The 23,091-nt window shown below is 57.3% G+C and carries 19 protein-coding genes; 9 read left to right on the forward strand and 10 right to left on the reverse strand.

All coding sequences use genetic code 11. The features are described from left to right. Positions 1 to 80: 80 nt before the first annotated feature. Together HNQ59_RS08625 and ilvG are read right to left on the reverse strand one after the other, a co-directional pair. Entirely contained in the window at positions 81 to 317 is a 237-nt protein-coding gene (locus HNQ59_RS08625) for an ACT domain-containing protein (RefSeq protein ID WP_184037826.1), read from the reverse strand. Beyond that, positions 302 to 1,963: an acetolactate synthase 2 catalytic subunit gene (ilvG, locus tag HNQ59_RS08630; protein WP_343074227.1), complete on the reverse strand. Its 1,662-nt coding sequence runs from the start codon at positions 1,961 to 1,963 to the stop codon at positions 302 to 304. Before ilvG ends, HNQ59_RS08625 begins: the two co-directional genes overlap by 16 nt. 550 nt (positions 1,964 to 2,513) lie before the next feature. On the opposite strand from ilvG, the gene HNQ59_RS08635 reads away from it, so the two are divergent. After that, entirely contained in the window at positions 2,514 to 4,976 is a 2,463-nt protein-coding gene (locus HNQ59_RS08635) for a DUF1631 family protein (RefSeq protein ID WP_184037832.1), read from the forward strand. A 67-nt stretch (positions 4,977 to 5,043) separates the two neighbouring features. On the opposite strand, the gene HNQ59_RS08640 is transcribed toward HNQ59_RS08635, so the two are convergent. The 4 genes from HNQ59_RS08640 to HNQ59_RS08655 all read right to left on the reverse strand — a co-directional run bounded on the left by HNQ59_RS08640 (position 5,044) and on the right by HNQ59_RS08655 (position 7,947). Further along, positions 5,044 to 5,922: a prephenate dehydrogenase gene (locus HNQ59_RS08640; protein ID WP_343074221.1), complete on the reverse strand. Its 879-nt coding sequence runs from the start codon at positions 5,920 to 5,922 to the stop codon at positions 5,044 to 5,046. A 56-nt stretch (positions 5,923 to 5,978) separates the two neighbouring features. Next, positions 5,979 to 6,350 (reverse strand): hypothetical protein, encoded by a 372-nt coding sequence (locus HNQ59_RS08645; protein WP_184037835.1) that lies wholly within the window; start codon positions 6,348 to 6,350, stop codon positions 5,979 to 5,981. Next, positions 6,343 to 7,365 (reverse strand): 3-deoxy-7-phosphoheptulonate synthase, encoded by a 1,023-nt coding sequence (gene aroF / locus HNQ59_RS08650; protein WP_184037838.1) that lies wholly within the window; start codon positions 7,363 to 7,365, stop codon positions 6,343 to 6,345. The genes HNQ59_RS08645 and aroF overlap by 8 nt, the downstream gene beginning before the upstream one ends. 171 nt (positions 7,366 to 7,536) lie before the next feature. After that, a complete protein-coding gene (locus tag HNQ59_RS08655; RefSeq protein WP_184037840.1) occupies positions 7,537 to 7,947 on the reverse strand; it encodes a hypothetical protein in 411 nt (136 codons plus the stop codon). 496 nt (positions 7,948 to 8,443) lie between these two features. Between HNQ59_RS08655 and HNQ59_RS08660 the strand changes: the two genes are divergently transcribed. The 5 genes from HNQ59_RS08660 to HNQ59_RS08680 are packed head-to-tail and all read left to right on the forward strand — an operon-like array spanning position 8,444 to position 14,170. Then, positions 8,444 to 10,564: a 4Fe-4S binding protein gene (locus tag HNQ59_RS08660; protein WP_184037843.1), complete on the forward strand. Its 2,121-nt coding sequence runs from the start codon at positions 8,444 to 8,446 to the stop codon at positions 10,562 to 10,564. Next, a complete protein-coding gene (locus tag HNQ59_RS08665) occupies positions 10,561 to 11,817 on the forward strand; it encodes a nitrous oxide reductase family maturation protein NosD (protein WP_184037846.1) in 1,257 nt (418 codons plus the stop codon). Before HNQ59_RS08660 ends, HNQ59_RS08665 begins: the two co-directional genes overlap by 4 nt. After that, complete coding sequence (locus HNQ59_RS08670) at positions 11,777 to 12,727, forward strand: ABC transporter ATP-binding protein (RefSeq protein ID WP_184037849.1); 951 nt, start codon at positions 11,777 to 11,779, stop codon at positions 12,725 to 12,727. Before HNQ59_RS08665 ends, HNQ59_RS08670 begins: the two co-directional genes overlap by 41 nt. 2 nt (positions 12,728 to 12,729) lie before the next feature. After that, complete coding sequence (locus tag HNQ59_RS08675) at positions 12,730 to 13,551, forward strand: ABC transporter permease subunit (RefSeq protein WP_184038056.1); 822 nt, start codon at positions 12,730 to 12,732, stop codon at positions 13,549 to 13,551. Beyond that, positions 13,544 to 14,170: a nitrous oxide reductase accessory protein NosL gene (locus HNQ59_RS08680; RefSeq protein ID WP_246490919.1), complete on the forward strand. Its 627-nt coding sequence runs from the start codon at positions 13,544 to 13,546 to the stop codon at positions 14,168 to 14,170. The genes HNQ59_RS08675 and HNQ59_RS08680 overlap by 8 nt, the downstream gene beginning before the upstream one ends. A gap of 201 nt (positions 14,171 to 14,371) precedes the next feature. Here the strand turns inward: HNQ59_RS08680 and HNQ59_RS08685 are convergent, their stop codons facing one another. Then, a complete protein-coding gene (locus HNQ59_RS08685) occupies positions 14,372 to 14,707 on the reverse strand; it encodes a c-type cytochrome (protein WP_343074222.1) in 336 nt (111 codons plus the stop codon). A gap of 415 nt (positions 14,708 to 15,122) precedes the next feature. Here HNQ59_RS08685 and nosZ point away from each other — a divergent pair, with 415 nt between their 5' ends. Further along, positions 15,123 to 17,060, forward strand: coding sequence for a TAT-dependent nitrous-oxide reductase (nosZ, locus tag HNQ59_RS08690; RefSeq protein ID WP_184037853.1), 1,938 nt, complete (start codon positions 15,123 to 15,125; stop codon positions 17,058 to 17,060). Between the two features lie 129 nt (positions 17,061 to 17,189). Here nosZ and HNQ59_RS08695 read toward each other — a convergent pair whose 3' ends face one another. Further along, positions 17,190 to 17,771, reverse strand: coding sequence for an LOG family protein (locus tag HNQ59_RS08695; RefSeq protein WP_184037856.1), 582 nt, complete (start codon positions 17,769 to 17,771; stop codon positions 17,190 to 17,192). Next, positions 17,771 to 18,841, reverse strand: a complete 1,071-nt coding sequence (pheA, locus tag HNQ59_RS08700; protein WP_184037859.1) for a prephenate dehydratase — start codon at positions 18,839 to 18,841, stop codon at positions 17,771 to 17,773. Before pheA ends, HNQ59_RS08695 begins: the two co-directional genes overlap by 1 nt. A 180-nt stretch (positions 18,842 to 19,021) precedes the next feature. Between pheA and guaB the strand changes: the two genes are divergently transcribed. Both guaB and HNQ59_RS08710 read left to right on the forward strand, forming a co-directional pair. After that, on the forward strand, positions 19,022 to 20,482 hold the full coding sequence (gene guaB, locus HNQ59_RS08705) for an IMP dehydrogenase (RefSeq protein WP_184037862.1): 1,461 nt from the start codon (positions 19,022 to 19,024) through the stop codon (positions 20,480 to 20,482). A gap of 177 nt (positions 20,483 to 20,659) precedes the next feature. Beyond that, the gene (locus HNQ59_RS08710; protein WP_184037865.1) at positions 20,660 to 21,151 is read left to right on the forward strand and encodes a nuclear transport factor 2 family protein; all 492 of its coding nucleotides are present in this window, start codon (positions 20,660 to 20,662) and stop codon (positions 21,149 to 21,151) included. Between the two features lie 117 nt (positions 21,152 to 21,268). Here HNQ59_RS08710 and HNQ59_RS08715 read toward each other — a convergent pair whose 3' ends face one another. After that, positions 21,269 to 23,032: an alkaline phosphatase family protein gene (locus tag HNQ59_RS08715; protein WP_184037867.1), complete on the reverse strand. Its 1,764-nt coding sequence runs from the start codon at positions 23,030 to 23,032 to the stop codon at positions 21,269 to 21,271. Between the last annotated feature and the right edge of the window lie 59 nt (positions 23,033 to 23,091).

Below are 23,091 nucleotides of genomic sequence, written 5' to 3' on the forward strand. Positions count from 1 at the left end.
TACGCCGGAGACCAAGCCAACTGCGTCTTGGTATCATTTGCCACCACCATTTACAGCCTGCAGTAGCATGGGTCGATCCTTCAGATCAAAGTCTGACCGATCTGCAATGCTCGAACATCGGGCAATTTGGACCACTGACTTGCCAGCAGCATGGGCTGCCGGTCACTTTCCACCTCCACCACGATATTCAACACCCCGCTCTCATGCCGGCTGGCGGTCATCTCACGCAGGATGAAGCCACGATGACGGGCCACCCGCAGCAATCGCTCCAAGGCTCCGGCCCGATCCAGTACTGACAAACTCATACGACTTCGCACGATAACGCTCCTTCCATCATATCCAGGTTTGATTTGCCTGGCGGCACCAGCGGCCAGACATTGGTTCGACGATCGATTTTGATATGCAACAACATAGGCCCTGGCTCTGCCAGCAAGCACTGGAGCGCCTCGGCCTGTTCCGCTTGGGTGTGGATGCTGCGCGCGGGAATGCCAAATGCCGCAGCCACCTGAGTGAAATCCGGGTTATCGGAGAGATCCGTTTCGCTATAACGGGCATCAAAGAACAGCTCTTGCCATTGTTTCACCATGCCCAGCATGGCGTTATCGAGCAGCACGATCTTCACTGGCAGCTGATACCGCCCTATGGTGGCAAGCTCCTGCACATTCATCATGAAGCTGCCATCCCCACTCACATTGATGACAGTTCGCTCGGGAAAGGCAATCTGTGCGCCAATGGCTGCTGGCAAGCCGAACCCCATGGTCCCCAGCCCGCCACTGCTCAGATGCTGACGCGGCAGATTGAACCCCATGTGCTGGGCAACCCACATCTGATGCTGCCCGACATCACAGCAGACGATGGCATCGTCAGGCATGCTCTGTGACAGGGCTTGGAGGAAGGCTGGCGCATAGATGGCAGGGCCTGGGGCATCATAGCGAAAGGCATATCCAGCCTTGTCCGCAAGGCATTGTGCTCGCCAGGGGTCAACCTGCAGCGGCATGCTCAACCCAGGCAACACATGATTGAAGTCATCGGTCAGCGCCACTTCCGCTTTGCGCAACTTGCCGATCTCCGCCAGATCGATATCCAGGTGGATGACACGGGCCAATGGTGCAAAGGTATCCAGCTGCCCGGTTGCGCGATCGTCAAAGCGGGCACCCACTGCAATCAGCAGATCACATTGCTGGACAGCACGATTGGCAGCCTGTGTCCCATGCATGCCCAGCATGCCGAGATTGAGCAGATGATGATGCGGCAGGACGCCGATGCCTTTGAGGGTGCAAACTGCGGGCATCTGTGTCACATCGACAAATTCCCGCAATGCATTCACCGCCTCGGCCAGCACCACGCCACCACCGATATACAAAAGCGGACGTGCGGCCTCGGCCATCAACGCACGGGCCTGGCGTATTGCATGCTCATTCGCGGGCCTGGCGGCATGCCAAGGTCGCGGTCGATATCCTGCCGGCACCCGGCCCAGCTGGATGTCCTTCGGAATATCCACCAACACCGGCCCAGGACGGCCACCACGAGCCAGTTCAAATGCCTCCGCCAGCACCTCGCCCAGCTCGTCAGGGGACGATACCAGGTAGGAATGCTTGACCAGTGGCAGCGTCATACCCAGCACATCGATCTCTTGAAAAGCATCCGTGCCAATCAACGGACGAGCCACTTGCCCGACCAAGGCCACCAGCGGGACAGAATCCAACAGCGCATCAGCCAGCGCTGTCACGATATTGGTGGCGCCAGGGCCAGAGGTTGCCACGCAGACACCCACCCGACCTGATGCACGGGCATAGCCGCAAGCTGCCAACGCCGCCCCTTGCTCATGCCGGCACAGAATGTGTCGAAGTGGCGCCCCATACAGGGCATCATAAAAGGGCATGATGGCCCCGCCTGGATAGCCAAAGATCTCCTGCACCCCTTCTTGCACCAGGGCCTGCACCATCAAATCTGCACCACGCACGCTAACTCCTTTCATCTGGCCGCCCCTTTCCACCACGCAACCAGTGGTGGCCAATGGCTGTCCGTATCAGCCCAGGCACGTTTCATGTCCCCAAAACGACGAAGCCCCCGGACCTCTCGGTGCGGGGGCTTCGTCACATGTTTGACTGATCGGTTATCTCATTCGTTCAGCCAAGCAGCAACGCGCCCCGTGATGTTTAATCACGGTGCAAATAATCACGGCTATGATGCTACTGGCGGATAAACGCATGGGTATTGAAAGCGGCACAAAACATTAATTTGACGATGAGCTTACCCTGAGCAATTGGCAAATTGCAAACAATTTATTTCGCATGCGAATTAATGCGCCTTGACATTTATAACATAACGCATACATGATTCAACCCCAGGCCAATCTGCTTATATGATCCTGGCTTAGAAAAATGCCAGTCGGCCCGCTATGCTTGAAAAATAATAACAATTGCTGTTTCTTAAAAACCAGAATGTTCTATTAGGAATCGATGATAAATGGGTCATCTGATTGACACCTTATTACGGGGAGTGGGCATCTGATGGATCGGAATGCCTTGTTGGCGGCTACGCGTGCTGAATTCATGCATGCCTTTATAGACCCGCTGGACGCCCTCCTGCAGCAATGCTCGGATCACTTGTTCAACAAAGCGGATATACACCCCTCACCTGTCGAACGCCGCAAGTTGATGGATGCGCGAGACATCCTGATCCGCCAGAGCAAGTCCTTGAAACAGAGCTTGAAATCTTCGATGGAGCAGCTGATCAATCGCAGCTTCCAGACCGCCTACAGCACTTTCCGCCCGTCATTCTCCAATGTCGGCACCCTGAGCCTGTCATTGGTCGACACCAGTACCGTTGATGATGAGCTGCGGATCGACACCATCACCAAGCTGCTGCGCAACGAGGCCGAAGAGCAGCTGCGCGATCTCAATATCCGCATCGCCCTGCTGTTCGAGCAGGACAATATCAAGGAGCGGGAAAACCCGTTCCGCCCCTACCTGTTTTCCCGCTGCATCGCCAGCGCCACCGAACAGCTCGACATTCCCCAGGACATTTCAGCCGTGCTGACGGTGCAGATGGCCGAGGCCCTGGCTGGGCGGATTGCAGACATCTATGGCGCCCTGAATGCATTGCTGGCAGGCCATGGTATTGCTGCCGAACTACAGCTCAAGATCAGACGCAGCCCGGCCAACCTGGGCAATGGCGGCGCCAGCGGCGTTGACAACGGCAATGGACACGCCGCCACGACCGACTATGCCGCCAGCCCATCACAGGTCTACCAACCCGCAATCGGCACAACAGGCAACCCCTACGCGCCCCCCCAGTCTCAGTCCCATATGGAGCCGACAGGTTATCTGACCTCCAACGAAGACCTGTTGATGCAATGGGTTCAGCAGCAGTCTGCAACCTGGGGGCTCCCCCAGCGAGAGCCCACCAGCGCAGCCACAACCAGCGCCAATAAGGGTAGCGGCTGGTTGCGAGCACCACAGCAGGTCGGCCAGGTCTTACGCAAGTTGTTCATCGGGCAAGAAGCGGCCAGCCCGACGCAACATGCGCCGATTACCCAGTCGCTGGCCCTGTCAATCGAGCAGATGACACAGACGGCGTTGAGCGCATTTGCCGATTTTGCGCAGGATGACGGCAGCGTCCGTAATCTGATGATGGAGCAACGGCAGGCGCTCAAGAACTCCACGTCGGATTTGAATCAGCAAATGATCATCGACGTGGTCGCGATGCTGTTCGAATTCATTCTGCGGGATAACCAGGTCCCCGCCGAGGTACGTGCGCAGCTGGGGCGGTTGCAGATCCTGGTTCTGAAGCATGCGCTGCAAGACCCGGCGTTGTTCAATCAGAAAAACCATCCTGCCCGCCTGCTGGTCAATCGTATCGGCTCCATCTCACTCGGTCTGAAACACATGGACCCCAGTGGCGAGCGGGTGACCAAGGAAATCGTCCGCATCGTCGAATCGCTGCTGAGTGGTGATCACGAAGGACTCGCGCTGTTCGAGCACATGCTCGATGAGCTGGATGCCTTCATTGCCCGGGAACTACGCTCCAGCAATGTCAAAGTCGAGCGCGCAGTCAAGGTCATGGAACATGCCGTGAACCGGACGTTGCGTTTTGCGCGCATCTCAGCCGCGATGGCCGACTCGCTTTCCACGATCACCATCGATGGCGATCTGCAGGATTTCCTGGTGAACCATTGGCCCCGCGTCATCGAGCGGGCTGAACGGGAAGACCCAGGCAAGGCAGAGCGTTACCGCTTGGTGGTGCCAGACCTGATCTGGAGCATCGCCCCCAAGACAAACGATCAGGAACGCAAGCAACTGGTGTTGTTATTGCAACCACTCTTGCACACACTGCGTGAAGGCTTGAACTTGCTTGATTGGTCGCCAGGGCAGCAACAGAATTTTCTGAACTGGCTGGCCGAATTCCATACCCGTGCCTTGCGTGCTGGCTCGGTACAGGCTGTCGTGCCGTCACTTTCACAGATCCACGAACAATTCACCCCGCTGACCCAACAACCTGCCGAGGCAGACATGGCCAACGCCAATGGCAAGCCAGTTGAAATCGACCAGCATGTACTGAGTGATGCTTTAAGTGAAATGGAAAGCCAGCTGACCATCATCGATCAGCGCTATGAACAATTGCTGCAAGACCCCGATCATCCATCAAGTGAGGGGCAGTCGGCGGAGGCACAAGACGAACAGCCGCTGGAAACGGATTGGAACACCCACCTGCAAAATGGTGTCATGATCGAAATCAATCTGGATGGGCACCCAGCACTGGCCCGCCTGAACTGGTTCAGCGAACATGCCCGCAGCCTGGTGCTCAGCATCGATGACCAGAGCGAACCCGCCATGATCAGCCTACGCCTGTTCAAACGGCTGTTGCAAAATGGCCGCGCCAAGTTCCTTGAGACCGAGCCGCTATTTGAGCGGGCGATACAGTCGCTGTTGCAAACAGCGGATCAGATGGGACAGCAACCCGCCAAGACCTGATCACCGCAAGCAGACCCTGCCTACCGGCGGGGCACGCCTACCGCCCCCGAACCGGGGGCAGCAACGCCTATTTCAGACCATCCAGCCAAGCATTGCGTGCAGTGCGGGCCACATCGAACATGCGTTCCAACCCATCTGCATCATTGGCAGCCAGCATGGTCTGAACCCTTGTCAATTGATCCTGATAGCAGGCTAGCTCTTTCAGCAGCGCCTCGCGGTTGGCCAAGCTGATATCACGCCACATCTCGGGGTGGCTGGAGGCAATACGGGTGAAATCGCGGAACCCGGAGGCTGCATATTTGAAACACTGATCAGCATTCGCCTTGTGCACAATATCATCCACCAGCGCAAAGGCCAGCAGATGCGGTAGATGGCTGACAGCAGCAAAAACCTGATCATGCGCCGCTGCCGACATAGTGCTGAGTCGCGCACCGCAGACTTGCCACAGCGTGCTCACCACCTGGGTTGCGTGTTCGTTGGTTTCGGGCAACGGGGTCAGGACGACGTTTTTGTTCTCGAACAAGCCAAATCGCGCCGCCTGAGCACCACTTTGCTCAGCACCTGCAATAGGGTGGGCTGGCACAAAACGTGGCAGATGCTCACCCAGATGGGCGCGCGCCATGGCGACTACATCCTGTTTGGTGCTGCCCACATCGGAAATCAAGGCATGGCTGGGCAGCACAGGTCGGATGGCCTGCATCACCTCGGCCATCTGCCCGACGGGCATGGCGAGCAATACCATATCCGCCTGCTGCACTGCAGAGCGGACATCCTGGCTGGCTTCATCGATCAGGTTCAGATGCAAAGCCCGATCCAGATTCGCCTGCCCGCGCCCGACGCCAACCACCTGTCCAACCCGCCCCGCCTTGCGGAGCCCCAATGCAAAGCTGCCACCAATCAGCCCGACACCAATCACCACCAGTTTGGATATAAAAGGTTCTGACACTTTCGTTCTACTTTCCGTGCTTGTCTCGACGCAGGCAGCTGGGGCCGGCCTACACATCATTTGTTTGATACATGTGCGTGATAACTCAGCTGCACCGGCTGGTCCGCGCTGTTTTCCCACATCAGGCAATACTCCTGCGCCTTGGGTGGCACGAACCGGGTTTCGCTGCGTGATGCCAGGGGTCGAACCGGAACGGGATAGATCACCTTTTTCCCAACGTGGTAATGAATGCTGAACGCCATCAGCTGATCGGACTCGAACCGATACACCAGGGCTTCACGCGCACGTAGCTTGTAACATGCCTCGTGCAGGCCATTTGCCTTCACGGCCACCCGGGTCTCCGCATCCTCAGAAGCAAACGCAACTGACCCGAGCAGCAGGCATACGCAGGGCAGCAGCCTGCCCACCATGCCAACCCGATCAACCATTCAGCGTCCGCCCCAAGGCCCCGGCAATCGCTGCCAAGGTCTGGTTGAGATCCTTGAGCTCTTGCGGTGTCAGCGCTTGATCAGCATCACACCAGGCTTCACAAGGGTTGGGGTGCATTTCCACCAACAGCCCGTCTGCGCCAGCCGCCACCGCAGCACGGGCCAGGGCCGGCACCATCCAGGATTTGCCCCCGGCGTGTGACGGATCAACGATGACCGGTAGATGGGTTTCACGCTTCAGCACGGGTATCGCTGTCACATCCAAAACATTGCGATAAGCAGTCTCGAAAGTGCGGATGCCCCGCTCACAGAAAATGATGTTGTGATTGCCGCCTGCGGCAATATACTCAGCGGACATCAGCCATTCCGAAATGGTCGCAGACATGCCACGTTTCAGGATGACAGGTTTGTTGACCTTGCCCACTTCTTTCAGCAGATCGAAATTCTGCATATTGCGCGTGCCGATCTGGATCACATCGACATCCCACTCCATAAAGGTATCGAGCATGCGCACATCCATCAGCTCGGTGACAATGGGCAACTTGTATTGCTGAGCCGCATTGCGGAAATACTCCAGCCCCTTCACCCCCAAGCCCTGGAAGGTATACGGACTGGTGCGAGGCTTGAATGCCCCCCCTCGCATCAATTTACAACCTGCCTCGTGAGTGTAACGCGCTGCCAGCTGCATCTGTTCCTGGGTCTCGACCGAGCAAGGGCCACCGATGACCTGCACTGAGCTCCCACCCAGCTTGACCCCGCCGATATCGATCACCGTATCGTCACGATGCCACTCGCGGGCCACGATCTTGTATTGCTTGACGATATGAATCGCCTGCTCCACCCCAGGCAGCAGCTCGAACATATCGGCTTCCAATTTGCGCTCATCACCGATCGCGCCGATGATGGTACGCTCCACCCCTCGCGAGACATGCTCTGACAGCCCCGCGTCACGAATGCGGTGAATGACCGCGTCAATCTGGGCGTCTGTCGCGCCCCGATCCATGATGATCAACATGATCTACTCCAGTTCTGAAAATCTGCTGCAGGGCTTGTGTATTGCAAACAATGGCTTGAATGTGGTTATGCCAACGCAGCAGCGCAATTTTATTGCGCATTGATTGAGTTTATTTTTTCATTGTTGCACATTTAGAGACAACCCGCATCCCGCCAACCGTGGCAACAACACCTAGCATTTCATCTCCAACGATGCACGACTCACCACCGTGTGACCAGCCCGTGACCACTTATTGCTCACAAACCGGCGCTCCCTGTGCTCGTCGTGTTTGAGCAGATTACTGGCCACCAAACGTAATCGCAGCTTGGGGGTGACTTTCCACCAGGCATAGACATCCAGATCACGTTGATTGCCAGCATCTGCCTGCTCATAGGCAGACAGCCTGACAGGACTTTGTTTCACATAATTGAAAGAAGTGCCCCAGGCCAGTGGTTTGTCAGGGACGCAGTGGTCAGCCCCGAGTGTGATCGAGCAAGGCACCTGCCTGCCCAAACGATTGTTCAGGCCGGGAATGGCTGTCACTTGCAAGGCATAGCGGGCCAGATTGGTGGGCAGCGCTGAGTATGGCCATTTCCGGGGCACGCCAAGTCCACGACACGGCCAGCTTGAGTTGATCCTTTTCTGCGCCAGGCACCTTCCAGACTACCATCCCGCAAATCGATCGTAGCCGCACGCCCTCCTCTTGATTGATGAACAACCTGCGCCACGGCGAGCGATACCCTGATCATAGGAAAGGCAATACCGGCGGGCTTTGTGGGGCAGCGCGATATAACATGCGGCACGAGATGGCCACCCTGGGCCGCCAGCTCCGTTGACATCATTTTTGTGTCTATATTGCCCGCCAACGCGCCATGGCAATATCACGGATCATGTGCCATTGTCATAACCCGCTTGCCCGGCTCACCACTCGGCACGTTGCTCCACAACCCAGACACCGCACCAAACTGACACAGGGCCATGCAACCATACCAGCAGGTGCCCAGTCCAGTGTGTGATTTACATCAATGCCGGCCAAGCAAGGCATCCCTACAATTCCACTCATGATCCTGCCATTCAACTGGCGATGGGGAGGAAGTTGATGTTGTTGCGCTGTCTGTTGTTATGCCTGCTGCTGTTCTCCTCCGTCGCGACTGCCTCCACCTACGATGTCACGCTGCCAGCGACGCTCGCTACCGACCCGGATTTGTGCCGCTTGGTGGATTGCGGCAGCGTCATGCCCAACGCCGTGCGTTTTTCACAACGTAAAGGTAACCCTGCCTATGTTGAGGCCTACGCCAAGGATGGGCAGGTGATGGGGTATGTGTATCTGAGTACCGACGTGGCAGACATTCCCGCCTATTCCGGCAAACCGGTGGTGACCTTGGTCGGCCTGGACAGCCAGGGGCGCATTGCTGGGGTGCGTATTCTGAAACACAGCGAGCCAATTCTGTTACTGGGCATTCCAGAGCAAAAGCTGGTGGATTATGTGCAGCAGTATCTCGGCCATCTGGCTGGCACTCGTTTCGAGCTGGGCAAAGCGGAAGGGCAGCATGTATCGGTCGATGCCATCTCCGGCGCAACGGTGACATTAATTGCCGAGAATCAGCTGATCACCCGCACCAGCCGCGCCATTGCCCGGCAGGTCGGGCTGATTGCCAGCGAGCAACGGCCACAAGCAGCCTTGACCAAGGCGCACAAGCAGGTGGATTGGGCCACCTTGCTGGCGGAGGGCAGTATCGGCAGGTTGCAGATATCACATCAGGACGTTGGCCAGCCGGCACAAGGCAACACCCCCTATCTGGATTTGTATTTCGGCTATCTCAATGCGCCAGCCATCGGTCGTAGCGTGTTGGGTGATGCAGGTTTTCAGACGCTGATGGCGAGACTGCAGCCGGGCGAGCACGCGATTTTCGTGATCGCCAGCGGCACGGGGTCGTTCAAGGGCTCCGGCTTTGTCAGAGGCGGCATCTATGACCGTATCCAGCTGCGGCAAGGCCAAGACATCGTGACCTTCCGCGACAGCGACTATCTCAATCTCTATGCACTCATGGCGGCAGGCCACCCCGGCTATACCGAGTCGGGCATTTTCATCGTGCGTGACCCGGCCTTTTCGGCAGCCTACCCATGGTCATTCACCTTTCTTGGCAACCAACTCGACGCGGCCAGCAATCAAAAGACCTTTACCAATTTCGAAGCCGACTACTGGCTGCCTGCCGCCTATCTGGAGGGTGGACGGCCCGTGGTCGAGCAGGCGCACTCTCCCTGGCTTGCGGCGTGGCAAGCCAAGATGCCGGTGATAGCAGCATTTGCCGGCTTGCTGATCACAGTAGTGGTATTCCATTCGCTACGGACGCTTTGGCAGCGCCGATCCCGCCGTGGTCACCAGCGCTGGATCAGCTGGCCGAAGATGGCCTGTTGGCTGATCGCCATCTTCGCCCTGGGCGGCTGGCAGATGGCCCAGCCTTCGGTGACCCAACTGCTGACCCTATTGCATGCACCGTTCGATGGCTGGCGCTGGTCGCTATTTCTGTCCGAGCCATTGATCTTCCTGTTCTGGCTGTTCATCGCGCTGACCGTGCTGCTCTGGGGACGCGGGGTATTTTGTGGCTGGCTGTGCCCATTTGGCGCCTTGTCCGAGCTGATGTTCAAACTAGGGGGTGGGCTGGGGTTGCGTCGGTTTCAGCGCAAGCTGCCTCAGCAGTGGCATGACCGCCTGAAATGGCTGAAATACATCGTATTGGCCATCCTGGTCGCTATATCGTTCCATTCAATGATACTGGCTGAGCAGCTTGCGGAAATCGAGCCATTCAAGACTACCTTTCTATTGGGTATCTGGCAGCGCAGCTGGCCATATGGTTTGTTTGTGGTGGTGATTCTTGGGGCATCGATCCTGATCGAGCGCCCATACTGCAAGTATCTCTGCCCGCTGGGTGCAGGGCTGGGGCTGCCCTCTCGTTTAAGGCTGTTTGCCTTACGTCGGAAGCATGAATGCGGCACCTGCCAAGCCTGTGCGGTCAGCTGCGGGTCGCAAGCCATCAGCGCCGATGGCCGGATCGACCCGATGGAGTGCCTGCAGTGTCTCGATTGTATGGTCTACTACTATGATGACCACGCCTGCCCACCCCTGGCCAAAGAACGCAAGCGGCGGGCCAAAGCCGGAGAGCCGCTGACAGCGGTGGGCCGAGACGGTTACTTCATTCCGATCAAGGTGGTGAAATGAGGTGGGGGTGGTGCCTGGCAATCGCTTGGTGCCTGGGCACGCCCGTGGCCGCCAAGACTTGGCAGGTGACCGCTGGTGATGATCTGCCGCTCACCATTGCCCGCGCTACGTCGGGAGATACCATCGAGGTGGCACCTGGGGTGTACCCAGTCAACCTGGTCATCGACAAGCCACTACGCCTGATCGGCAAAGGCAAACCCACGCTGTCGGGCGGCGAGCAAGGCGATGTCATCCGAGTCAAGTCGCCCGATGTGATGATCGAGGGCTTCATCGTGCGCGACAGTGGCAACGATCTGGGCGCACAGCATGCGGGCATCTATCTGGAGCGCGGCTCGCATCGGGCCGTGGTACGGGGCTGCGATTTCGCCTGGACGCTGTTCGGGCTGTGGATCGAAAAAGCAGATGATGTTCTGATCGAAAACAACCGCATCACCGGCAAACGCGACTATGCCAGCGCGCAACGCGGCAACGGCATCCAGCTCTATAACTCGCAACGCGCCCGCATCATCGGCAATGACATCAGCTTCGTGCGTGATGGTATCTATGTGGATGTGTCGCATCAGGCGCTGTTCCGTGGCAACCGCATGCACCACGCCCGGTATGGTACCCACTACATGAATTCGCACCAGAATGTGTGGGAAGACAACGAAGTGTTTCTGAACCGTGGCGGCCTGGCGTTGATGGAGGTACGAGAGCAGATCGTGCGCCGTAACAAGGCGTGGGGCAATACCGATCATGGCATCATGCTGCGCACTATTCAGGATGCAGTGATCGAAGACAATGTCGTGGCTGGCAATGCCCGTGGCTTTTTCATCTATGACGCCGAATACAACACATTGAAAAACAATCTGGTGATCGGCAACCGTGTTGGCGTGCATCTATGGGCCGGGTCGTATCGCAACGCAGTCGATGGCAACGACTTCATCGGCAATCGCGAGCCGATCCGCTATGTAGCGACCCGGGACGAGATCTGGGGGAAGACCGCCGGCAATTACTGGAGCAATTACCTGGGCTGGGATCACGACGGCGATGGACGGGGCGATGTGCAGTATGAAGCCAATGATGTCGTTGATCGGCTGGTCTGGCGCCACCCGCTGGCCAAGCTGTTGATCCACAGCGCAGCCGTGCAGACCTTGCGCATGGTGTCACGCCAGTTCCCGATCCTGCGTGTCCCATCGATTGTAGACCCCCATCCCGCGATGCAGCCCCATCATGCCAACTGGAGCGAATGGCTTGAGCCCAACCATCATTGAAATCGATCATGTCAGCCGTCGCTTTGGTGAGCTGTTGGCAGTGGATGACGCACATTTCACCGTCAGCAGCGGCGAGCTGTTCGGGCTGATCGGCCACAACGGAGCAGGTAAATCCACCTTGTTCCGCATGATTCTCGGCTTGCTGGCTCCCAGCCAAGGACATATCCACCTGACGGGCAAGCCTCTGTATGGCCCCGCTTTCAGAGAGATTCGCCAGCAGATCGGCTATCTGCCGGAAAACATCGTGCTGTATGACAACCTGACCGGACTGGAAACGCTGGCCTTTTTCGCCCGACTGAAGGGCGTGCCGGTCAGCAGCTGCAACGCCCTGCTGGCACGGGTTGGCTTGGCTGCCGCCGCCGAACGCCGGGTCAAGACCTACTCCAAAGGCATGCGTCAGCGGCTGGGCTTCGCACAGGCCCTGCTTGGCCGCCCCAGGCTGCTGTTGTTGGATGAGCCGATGTCTGGACTCGATCCCGAGGGCATCCACGCGATGTATGCGCTGCTGGACGAAGTCAAGGCGGATGGCGCAACCATTATCCTGTCCTCGCATATCCTGGCGGAGATCGAGCACCGGGTCGATCGCATCGCCATGATGAACAATGGCCGCATCGTGGCATTGGGCCCGGTGGCCGAATTGTCTGCCGCCGCCGCGTTGCCGGTCAGGGTTGCGCTACGCCTGACAACAGCCAGCCGGGCACACGTCATCCGCGAGCTGGCGGCAGCTGGCTGGCCAGTGCGGGAGAACCCATCCGGCGCGGTACTGGACATCCCACGCGAAGACAAGATCAGGCTGCTGTCGGCACTGGGGCGCTGGTCCACCCATATCGACGACATACAACTACAGGAGCCGACACTGGAAGCCCTGTTTGTCAACCACCGGCGGCAATGGCAGGAAACCCACTCATGATGATCGCATTGACCCCATTGACCACCATCGCAGCCAAGGAATTCCGCGACCGCATCCGTAACCGCTGGGTGGTGGCGGTGGCTATCCTGTTCGCGCTGTTTGCACTGGTCATCGCCTGGTTTGGCGCGGCCCAGCAAGGCAGCGTCGGGTTTCGTGGCATTGGTCCTACTATTGCCAGTCTCACCAGCCTGGTGATCTATCTGCTACCCCTGATCGCATTGATCCTTGGCTTTGACTCCATTGTCGGTGAGCGCGAACGTGGCTCCCTCGATCTGCTGGCCTCCATGCCGCTGACTTGGTTCGAGCTGGTGCTGGGCAAATATCTGGGGTTGGCCCTGGCGCTGACCGTGGCCACCATTGCCGGTTTCGGTGTAGCGGCAATCGCCATGCTACCCAGCCTGGATGCCAATGCCGCCTTTCACTACGGCGGCTTCGTGCTCAGCGCCTTGTTGCTTGGCTACGCCTTTCTCAGTCTGGCCTTCCTGATCAGCGTATATGCAACAGACCGGGCCCGGGCCGGGGCGCTGGCAATCGCGTTGTGGTTCATATTGGTGCTGGCATTCGACTTGCTGCTGCTGGGCGCCATGGTGATGGTGGGTGACCGCGCTGGTGCACCGCTGATCCTCGCCATGTTGCTCAATCCTGCCGATGTGTTTCGCATCCTCAATATTTTCTCGTCTGACGAATTGACCGCTTTTTATGGCCTGGCCACCGTCCTGCCAGGCTGGTTGACTCATCCTGGCGTGTTGGGCGGCGTCATGCTCGGGTGGATTGTCTTGCCACTTGCGCTGGCCACCCATCGTTTCAGACAACATCATGGCTGATCTGACCGACCGCCAACCCACACGCTTGTTTTTCACTCATTCAGAAGCCAAGGAACCTGTCATGATCCCCCTCCCTGCCTCGCACGCCGACACCCCGCCCTCCTCGACATTTCGGCGGATAATGGTCGTCTGCATGCTGAGCACCAGCCTGGCCTTGACGGCATGCGGTGAAAAGCCCGGCGCCAATAATGGCCCACAGGTGTTGCCGGCTGGCGCTGCCTGTGCGCTGGACGGCATGCTGCTGGCTGACTACCCGGGCCCCAAAGGCCAGATCCAATATGTGGACGGAAAGCTGGATGCGTTCTGCGATACCGTTGAATTGGTATCCATGCTCAAACAGCCCGAAACGGCAACCCGCGTGGCTGGCGCCTACGTGCAGGATATCGGCAAGACGCCTTGGGAAAAACCGGTCGAGCATTGGATCGATGCCAATCAGGCTTGGTTCGTAGTGGGCAGCAAACGTCTGGGCAGCATGGGCCCGACCTTCGCCAGCTTTGCGGAACGCGCTGATGCGGATGCTTTTGCCAAGCAATTTGGCGGCAAAGTGCTGACCCTGGCACAGATCACACCAGATATGGCCCGCCTGGATGGCGGGGTATTACACGACACAGGCATGTAAATCAAACAGGCAAGGCCACCTTGCCTTGCCTGACACACATACAGCCAATACACCAAAGCCTGCCAGCGCACGGCTGACGCGGGGTCATCAACGGTGCAAGGTTGTGCTCAAGGGAAACCGATGTACCTCGAAGACGCCTGATGGCAAGCCACCGTTGCGAGGGACAACGACGGCCTGTCTCTGGAATCGCTGCCAGGTCGGTTACGAAGCCTTATCAACAGCGCCCAGCATATAGTCCACTGCAGATTTCACGTCCGCATCACTCAGCGCTGCATTGGCCCCTTTGGCGGGCATCATGCCTTTCTCGCCGGTAAAGCCCTCGATCGCATGTTGGTACAGCCGCTCCTTGCCTGCGGCCATGCGAGCTTGCCAGTCCTGCTTGTTGCCAGGAATTGGCGCACCGGACAGTCCCGTCTGATGACACATCGCACAGGTCTGCTTGAATACCGCCTCACCAGGCTTGGGGTCACCAGCAGCGCCATGGGCAGCGTGGTTGGCATGCGCCTCCCCGACAGGTTTGGCAACGGTCGTTTCCATCGAAGCCTGCTGGGTAGCCGTTGGCTGGCTGGGCCCACACCCTGTCAGAGCAATAAGAAATGTGACCGCAATCGGGGACATGAGGCGCATAGACATGATGACCAATCTTTCCTGATTATGAGAGGGCCTGCTGTTGAAAGCAGGCCGGTCAGCACCAGACAGCGTGCCTACTCAGCCCACATGGCAGTGGCCCTGGCTGTTGGGTTTGAGTTGACAAGGTCTTTTGGCCGGTGGCGGCCATGAAGCCATGTGAACCAAACCTAGTGTACGAAAACGTTTCGCCGTTCCAATTGACCCGGATCAAAGGAATCCAGTACCAGCGCGCCATACAATGGTCGCAAAGCCACTACGGAGCTGCCATCTGCAGCCTGTCGGGTTGGTTTTTGCATTGATCATTTGACCAAGGACGCCCGCCATGCACGAACACGACACCCCCCCCGCAGATCCAAGTCGCCGCTCATTTCTCGGTAAATCTGCATTGGCAGGTCTGGCCGGTGCCGGTGTGACAATGGGGCTGACTGCCTGCCAGGACAAGCAATCCACCACCCCAGCACAAACGCCAGCCAATGCACAAGGTGATGCAAAAAGCGCACCGCACGGCAAATTCGATGTCCCGCCTGGGCAATTGGATGAGTACTACATCCTGTCTTCAGGTGGCCATAGCGGTGATGTGCGTATCTACGGCCTCCCCTCGGGCCGCACCATCAAAGAGATTCCGGTATTCAATATCGACTGTATGGTTGGCTGGGGCATCACCAACGAGTCAAAAGCCATTCTCGGCACCAAGCCCGATGGCAGTGCCAAATTCAAAACCGGCGATACCCACCATGTACACGGCTCGTATCGTGATGGCACCTATGATGGCAAGTATTTCTGGGTCAACGACAAACTCAACTCCCGCGTGGCGCGCATCCGGGGCGACACCATGGAGTGCGACAAGATCACCCAGCTGCCGAATGTACAGGGGCACCATGGTCTGTTCCCAGACAAACGAGACCCGGTCAAAGCTGACATCAACTACACCACCCGTGTGTTCGCCGGGGCAGAGTTCCATATCCCCCTGCCCAATCAGGGCGCAGGGTTGACCGATACAGCGGCTTATGGCTGCCTGTTTTCCTGTCTTGACGCCGAAACCATGGAGGTTCGCTGGCAGGTGCGGGTCGATGGCAATATGGATCTGGTGGCCACCAGTTACGATGGCAAATTGGCAGCATCCAACCAATACAACACAGAAAACGGTGTGCATTATGAAGACATGATGCCGGCAGAGCGCGATGCCTGTGTGTTCTTCGACATTGCTCGTGTCGAGGCCGCCGTGGCTGCCGGTAAGTTTGTCACCATCGGGGACAGCAAAGTGCCGGTGGTCGATGGCCGCAGCCAAGCCAACAGCGATCCGAAAACTGCCTTGACCTGCTATGTGCCGGTACCCAAGAACCCGCACGGCGTCAATATCAGCCCAGATGGCAAGTATTTCGTGTGCGCGGGTAAGCTCTCCCCCACCTGCACCGTCATTGCCAATGACCGTGTCCAGGCTTGGTTCAGAGGCGAGCTGAAAAGCCCCCGCGATTGCGTCGTCGGTGAGCCGGAAGTCGGGCTGGGGCCATTGCATACCGGCTTCGATGGCCGAGGCAATGCCTACACATCACTATTTCTCGACAGCCAGATCGTGAAATGGAATGTCGAAGCGGCGATCAAGCAATTCCAAGGTGACAAGAGTGCCAAGGTGATACTGGATCGCATCGATGTCCACTATCAACCGGGCCACGGCTATACCTCGATGGGGGAAACCAAGGAGGCAGACGGCAAATTCTTCAATTCCGGCAATAAATTCTCGAAAGACCGCTTCCTGCCAGTCGGGCCGTTACATGTCGAAACCGAGCAACTGATCGATATCAGCGGTGACAAGATGGTCTTGTTGCATGACCACACCGCCTATCCCGAGCCGCATGACGCCATCATCGTACGCCGTGATGTGATCAAGACCCGCCAGATCTACGACATGAAAGAGTTTCCCCATGCCGTGCTCGACCCGAAAAGCCAGAAGATCGAGCGCAACGGGAAAAAGGTGACGGTGTACTTGGCCAGCCAGGCCCCTGCGTTCTCGATGCGGGAATTCACCATCAAACAAGGCGACGAAGTCACCATCATCCTGACCAACCACGACAAGGTGGAGGACTTGGCACACGGCTTTGCGATTCCGCAATATGACATCTGCTTCATCGTGAACCCGCAGGAGACCAAATCCGTTACATTCAAAGCAGACAAACCGGGCGTGTTCTGGTGCTATTGCCCGCACTTCTGCCACGCGCTGCACCTCGAAATGCGGACTCGCATGATCGTGGAGAAGAGCTGATCGACGCGGGAAAAGCCCCTGAATGGATGCCGTTTCATGACCAGACCAATCGATGAAACGGTATCCGTCGGCCCCTCACGCATAAAAAAACCGCCATTCCTGGCGGTTTTTTTATGCTACCGGCTCACATCAACAAGTGACCGGCTTATCCCATTTAGGGCCCAGCACAACCGGCGTGGTCTTGAGCGCATCCAGCAAGGTCTCCACCTCATCACGCACGATCAACAGGCTGCGATTGTCCTGGCGGGCAAAGTCTTCGTCGATGGCATACTCCACCATCTTGATCAGTGGATCGAAATAATGCTCCACATCCAGCAAGCCAATTGGTTTGGCATGCACACCCACCTGGCACCAGGTCACGATCTCGAACAACTCGTCAAATGTACCAAAACCACCTGGCATGGCGATGAACGCATCTGCCAAATCTGCCATCATCGCCTTACGGGTATGCATGGAATCAACCACATGCAGCTCCGTGCAGCCGCCATGCCCCAATTCCTTTTCCATCAGGAAATCCGGAATGACGCCGATCACCTCACCGCCTGCAGCCAAAGCCGCATCGGCAATCTCACCCATCAAACCCACATTACCGCCACCATAGACCAACGCCAACCCGCGCCTGGCCAGGGCTTCACCCAACGCACGAGCCGCTGCCTTATAAGCAGGATTTTTACCAGACCGAGAACCACAAAATACACAAACTTTTTTCATCAAAGCACCGCTACAGGATAAGAACCGAGGACTCTTAGGATGACCGCACGCTCGGCAAGTTCCTTCATCGCCTTTTGCACCAAGGCATCATCCCGATGCCCCTCGACATCTACAAAGAAAACATATTCCCACAACCCATCTCTTGATGGGCGAGACTCCAATTTGGTCATGCTGACGCCGTTTTCGGCCAATGGCGCCAACAGCTGGAAGACAGCACCGGGCTGATTCTTGGCGGACATGACCAATGAGGTCTTGTCCTTGCCAGACCGGCTTGCATCAGCCTGCCCCAACACCAGAAAGCGCGTGGTATTGTTGGGCTCGTCTTCAATATTGCTGACCACCTTTACCAGCTCATAGCGCTCTGCTGCGGCCTCTCCGCCGATGGCTGCGGTATTCACATCCTCCGCAGCCAACCGCGCCGCCTCGGCATTGCTGGCCACCGCAATCCGCTCCGCATTGGGCAGATGCAGATTCAGCCACTCATGGCACTGCGCCAAAGACTGCGAATGCGAGTAGATACGGGTGATACCCACCAGATCAGGCCGCTTTCGCATCAGATGCTGATGGATACGCAACACCACCTCGCCACACACTTTGAGCGGCGTCTGCGTCATCAGATCCAGCGAGCGCCCAACGGCACCCTCTGTCGAATTCTCCACCGGCACCACCGCGTAGTCAGCCATACCAGCCTCGGTCTGCCGGAATACCTCATCGATCGAGACGCTAGGCTGCAACTGCGCCGCATGGCCAAAATGCTTGACCACAGCCGACTCACTGAATGTCCCTAATGGCCCCAGAAAAGCAATCGTCAACGGCTTTTCCAGGCTCAGGCAGGCCGACATGATTTCACGGAACAGGCGTGCCACCGACTCAGAAGGCAACGGTCCCTGATTCAGATCTTTCACCCGTCGCAATACCTGCGCTTCACGTTCAGGCCGATAGACCAGGCCCCCGCCCTTCAACACACCGATTTCATGGGCATGGTGGGCACGCTGATTAATCAATTTGAGAATCTGCACATCGATATCATCGATGGCATCACGATGCTGGCGGATCTGGTCGTCGGACATGGTCGCACTGCTGATAACAGGGAAAGGTACAACCAGCATAACATAGCGAACTGCCCGACCAAAGCCCTGAAAGGCCGCGGGTTTGCACCAGTGATGACGGTTTCTCACTGATTTGCATGAATGATTTTGCGATTGATGCCTGATTTACGTATAATGCCTCTTTGCCGCAAGGAGCCACGCATGCGAGTGATTCAAAAAGCGCTCACCTTCGATGACGTTCTTCTGATCCCAGCCCATTCCTGCGTCTTGCCCAAAGACGTCAGCCTGACCACGAAACTGACCCGTGACATTACCCTGAACCTGCCATTGGTGTCCGCAGCAATGGACACCGTGACCGAATCGCGCTTGGCCATTGCTATTGCGCAGGAAGGCGGTATCGGTATCGTCCACAAAAACATGTTGCCGCAAGCGCAGGCCCAGGAAGTCTCCAAAGTCAAGCGCTTTGAATCTGGTGTAGTCAAAGACCCGATCACCATCCCGCCGACCATGACCGTTGCAGATGTGCTGGCCCTGACCCGCCAACATCGGATCTCTGGCCTTCCGGTGGTGCAGAATGGCTTGGTCGTGGGCATTGTCACCAACCGCGATCTGCGTTTCGAGTCAAATCTGACCCAGGCTGTGTCCTCGATCATGACCCCGCGCGAGCGACTGGTCGTTGTCAAGGAAGGCGCATCCAATGAGGAGGCGCGCCAATTGATGCACAAACATCGGTTGGAACGGGTATTGGTGGTGAATGAAGCCTTTGAATTGAAGGGCCTGATCACAGTCAAGGACATCATCAAGACTGTCGAACACCCACAAGCCTGCAAGGATTCACAAGGCCGCTTGCGCGTCGGCGCGGCTGTTGGCGTAGGTGCCGGCACCGAGGAGCGCGTTGAACTACTGGTGGAAGCTGGCGTGGATGTGATTGTCGTCGATACCGCACATGGCCACCACCAGGGCGTGCTCGACCGAGTCAACTGGGTGAAGAAGACCTTCCCGCAGGTGCAGGTGATCGGTGGCAACATCGCCACAGCAGCCGCAGCGCGAGCGTTGGTTGACAACGGTGCCGATGCAGTCAAGGTCGGTATCGGGCCCGGTTCGATCTGCACCACACGTATCGTCGCAGGTGTCGGCGTGCCGCAGATCAGTGCTGTTTCCAATGTTGCTGATGCGCTGGCCAGCACTGGCGTACCTTTGATTGCCGATGGCGGCATCCGTTTCTCGGGGGATATCGCCAAGGCCATCGCGGCAGGCGCGCATGCTGTCATGCTGGGTGGCCTGTTTGCAGGCACGGAGGAATCCCCAGGCGAAACTGAGCTATATCAAGGCCGCTCATACAAGAGCTACCGAGGCATGGGCAGCCTGGGCGCCATGCAGCAAGGCTCTAGCGACCGTTACTTCCAGGACAGCGCAAAATCCAACGACAAATTCGTGCCGGAAGGCATTGAGGGTCGCGTCCCTTACAAAGGCCCGATCACGGCAGTCATTCACCAGCTGGTGGGTGGCCTGCGGTCCTCCATGGGGTATGTCGGTTGCAGCTCGATTGCTGATATGCATGCCCGCGCGGAATTCGTCGAGATCACCTCTGCCGGCATGCGGGAATCGCATGTCCACGATGTGCAGATTACCAAGGAAGCGCCGAACTACCACGTAGATTGATCGACGCTTGGTTCTTCGCTCAAAGCCCGCTGTAATGCGGGCTTTTTGTTGCAGCCAGCACCACCGCTGTCACACCACTCATGCTCCCTATTGCATTGGAGCGGTTTGCGCTGGCACTATATGAGCAGGCTGTCAGTCGCCTCCTATGATTCCCCCCCCACTTCAGGGCGTTACATTATGGATATCGCCACACCACCCGCTGAGCAGGCCTTGATCAATGCGTTGGTCGGTCGCTTTTTCAGTCTATTCACCAATCGTGCAGACCGGGTGCCTGATCTATCGGAGATTCAGCATCTTTGCCTACCAGAATGCGTAATCGTGCATCACGCAGGTGATCGGATGAATGTCATGAGTCTAGCCTCGTTCACGACGCCACGGCAGCAACTACTCACCGAAGGGCGACTGACCGGCTTCGCGGAATGGGAGGAATCGTCACAAACGCAGATCCACGGCCATCTGGCGCAACGCCTGAGTCTGTATTGTAAAGAGGGCCTGCTGGACGGGCAGCCTTTCACCGCTCGCGGGCTCAAACAGATGCAGTTTGTACGAACCCCGCAAGGCTGGCGCATCTCTGCAATGAGCTGGCAGGATGCACAGCCAGATTGGACGCCCCCCGAGCAATTACCACTGCCGATTCAGGCCATGTCGAATTGTGTGGGAGGGGATTGATCCCGCACCATTAAACGGCCATCTGCACCGGCATGCTCTGTAGCAGCCCGGAAAAACAACGGTGGCAACCCAATCGAGTGCCACCGTTCAGATTCAACAGACAGATTTACCAATATTTCAATACACGCCCAGGCCGGGCCAGGTATGATTGTCCACCTGTTTAGGGTAGCCCTGCTCAGCTCGGTCGGCGCTGATGTTATAGCGAATGAAACGACGCCCGGTCAGGAAGATATACCCACGCGAGTCATCCCACTTCATAGCGGCGATGATATCGCGTGAATAGCGGGCCAACCCTGGCCAATTCGATTCCGTGACCGCCAGTGGATAGCCTGCATCGGCAGCATCTTTTGCCAGATCATACCGAATGTAGCGACCATCATTCAGGAAGAAAAAGACCTTGTTGCCTGGCCAGCGAAAGGTTGCGCGGATCTGCTTGCCATAAGGGCCGACGCCCGGCCAGGACAGGTTATCGATATTCTTTGGGTAACCTGCATCTACCTTATCGGCAGCCTTGTTATAACGGATGTAACGACCGTCTTTCAGAAAAACATAAGCGATTGTGTTGTCACGGCTGAAAGCCGCCACGATCTGATCTTTATACGCAGCCAAACCGGGCCAAGTCGAATCATCCACAGGTTTGGGGTAGCCCGCATCAGCACGATCCAGACTCTGGTTATACCGCACATAGCTGCCGCCATTCAGGAAGAAGAATGACCGGGTGTTGTCCCAATCCAATGTAGCCTGGATTTCACGGCTATTGATACGCAGGGCTACAGCAGTATCATTCAGCACCAGATTGTAATCAACCTGGCCAGCTTGAGGGCTGGGATCTTTCCAGGCATTTTGCGAAGCGGGAACTGTTGCAACATGCAGGCCATTTCGATAGATCTGCACCGGGGATGCGTCGTCATTCGACCAACGGAAATCCGCATCCGCGCTACGCGAGGCGATCAGCTTACGCACCCCGGCATTGCCGATCAGCGGCGAACCATCCAACAGCCAATTGCTCTGCAATGGAATACCGAGGTGGCGCAATACAGTGGGCGCGATCGAGGTTTGCGCTGGGCGGCCATAGATGCCACCAAAGTCACTGTTCTCCAGCCCCTGCACCACATCTGTGAACTCTCGATTCAATGGCTTATTGCTGGCAATGAAGGTCGTTTTCTCGGTGACAGTTTGCTGTCCGTGATTGCAGCCCGCGCTGTCGCGACCATGATCAGTGGTCACCAGCACCAGCCAGTCTTCCCCCTTGGCTTGTCTGGCGGCCACAGCATCCAGCATCTGCCCCAGCCGACGGTCACTGTCACGCAATGATTGATCGTATGCGGCACCAAAGCAGCTGGTATGCCCGGCATGATCCGGGTCGTCCAGATGGACAAAAGTGAAATCTGCAGCGGTGTTTTTCAACGTATCAACCGCACGATCTGTCACTGCCTGATCATCAATACCCGACACGGTCAGATTATTGGTGGCTACATCATTTTTGTAGAAGTTCTCATTGATGCTCGCCCAGTTATTGATGCTGGCGATATAGGCATTGGGTCGGGCGTCGCGGATGCGCTTGAACAAGCTTGGGAAAGCCGGATTAGCCGGCACTTTATCGTTGCTGTATACACCGTGCTTACCTGCCCACACCCCTGTCAGGATGGTTGACCAACCGGGCCCACTGACCGTGGATTGCTCAACTGCCGCTCCCGCCACACCGCCGGTGTAGCTTTGCGCACTGTAAAGGCGGGAAAAATTGACAGGGTTGACAGCCTGCAACTTTTGATACTGCACCCCATCGATACCAACCAGCAACACCTTGGGGTCTGCAGCATGCGCCGTACCCAGCATGACAGCCAACAGACAGCTTGCAGACAGAACTCGTTGACGAAACATCGTGCCTCTCCGTAATGGCATTGATCGAGTCAACAAGCATGCTGTGGCGACGTGAAAAA

This window comes from Chitinivorax tropicus (assembly GCF_014202905.1).
Taxonomy (GTDB): Bacteria; Pseudomonadota; Gammaproteobacteria; order Burkholderiales; family SCOH01; genus Chitinivorax; species Chitinivorax tropicus.

What these genes read in the sequence shown, in the direction of transcription:
- HNQ59_RS08635 (WP_184037832.1), top strand. Translation starts at nt 2,514, where the DNA reads ATGGATCGGAATGCCTTGTTGGCGGCTACGCGTGCTGAATTCATGCAT.
- HNQ59_RS08645 (WP_184037835.1), bottom strand. Translation starts at nt 6,350, where the DNA reads ATGGTTGATCGGGTTGGCATGGTGGGCAGGCTGCTGCCCTGCGTATGC.
- aroF (WP_184037838.1), bottom strand. Translation starts at nt 7,365, where the DNA reads ATGTTGATCATCATGGATCGGGGCGCGACAGACGCCCAGATTGACGCG.
- HNQ59_RS08660 (WP_184037843.1), top strand. Translation starts at nt 8,444, where the DNA reads ATGTTGTTGCGCTGTCTGTTGTTATGCCTGCTGCTGTTCTCCTCCGTC.
- HNQ59_RS08665 (WP_184037846.1), top strand. Translation starts at nt 10,561, where the DNA reads ATGAGGTGGGGGTGGTGCCTGGCAATCGCTTGGTGCCTGGGCACGCCC.
- HNQ59_RS08670 (WP_184037849.1), top strand. Translation starts at nt 11,777, where the DNA reads ATGCCAACTGGAGCGAATGGCTTGAGCCCAACCATCATTGAAATCGAT.
- HNQ59_RS08680 (WP_246490919.1), top strand. Translation starts at nt 13,544, where the DNA reads ATGGCTGATCTGACCGACCGCCAACCCACACGCTTGTTTTTCACTCAT.
- HNQ59_RS08685 (WP_343074222.1), bottom strand. Translation starts at nt 14,707, where the DNA reads ATGGAAACGACCGTTGCCAAACCTGTCGGGGAGGCGCATGCCAACCAC.
- nosZ (WP_184037853.1), top strand. Translation starts at nt 15,123, where the DNA reads ATGCACGAACACGACACCCCCCCCGCAGATCCAAGTCGCCGCTCATTT.
- HNQ59_RS08695 (WP_184037856.1), bottom strand. Translation starts at nt 17,771, where the DNA reads ATGAAAAAAGTTTGTGTATTTTGTGGTTCTCGGTCTGGTAAAAATCCT.
- pheA (WP_184037859.1), bottom strand. Translation starts at nt 18,841, where the DNA reads ATGTCCGACGACCAGATCCGCCAGCATCGTGATGCCATCGATGATATC.
- guaB (WP_184037862.1), top strand. Translation starts at nt 19,022, where the DNA reads ATGCGAGTGATTCAAAAAGCGCTCACCTTCGATGACGTTCTTCTGATC.
- HNQ59_RS08710 (WP_184037865.1), top strand. Translation starts at nt 20,660, where the DNA reads ATGGATATCGCCACACCACCCGCTGAGCAGGCCTTGATCAATGCGTTG.
- HNQ59_RS08715 (WP_184037867.1), bottom strand. Translation starts at nt 23,032, where the DNA reads ATGTTTCGTCAACGAGTTCTGTCTGCAAGCTGTCTGTTGGCTGTCATG.